The organism is Protofrankia sp. CiP1_Cm_nod2 (assembly GCF_920664355.1).
Taxonomy (GTDB): Bacteria; Actinomycetota; Actinomycetes; order Frankiales; family Frankiaceae; genus Protofrankia.
Window position 1 is genome coordinate 9,705 of record NZ_CAKKTL010000195.1, and the last position, 454, is coordinate 10,158.

The following is a 454-nucleotide window of genomic DNA, read 5'->3' on the forward strand; positions in this document are numbered from 1 at the left end:
CTGTGTACGCTTTTTGGCCGCAAAAGCGTACACAACGACAAAATTACGCCGATCTTCTCTGGTGGCCGACGTCCATCGAAGCGTGCCATCGTTCAGGATGGATACGTATGGTTACCTGACTGACGCTCTAGGCGTCCTCGAGGCCGGAGGCGAGGGAGAGCCAGGCGTCCTCGGTGCGGGACTTCTCGGCGACGACCTCGCGCAGTTCGGCGTCGAGGGCGAGCAGGCGCTGATGGTCGGTGGCCGCCTCGGCGAGCGCGGTGTGCAGCGCGCTCTCGCGGCGGGCCAGCCGCTCCAGGGCCCGTTCCAGCCGGGTCAGCTCCTTGCGCGCGAGCCGCGCCTGCCCGGCCGACAGCGGACCGCCGGTGCTCCCGGCGGCGGTGCCCGAGTCCGCGCCGTCGGCGGCCCAGGTCCGGCGACGGCGCCCGCCGCGGTGGCGGCGGCACCGCCGGGG

1 pseudogene is annotated in these 454 nt (G+C 72.0%); it reads right to left on the reverse strand.

Annotated elements, in window-relative coordinates:
• Window positions 1-127 precede the first annotated feature (127 nt).
• Window positions 128-454: pseudogene (locus tag NBW84_RS18640) on the reverse strand (ABC transporter ATP-binding protein); the annotation flags it as partial.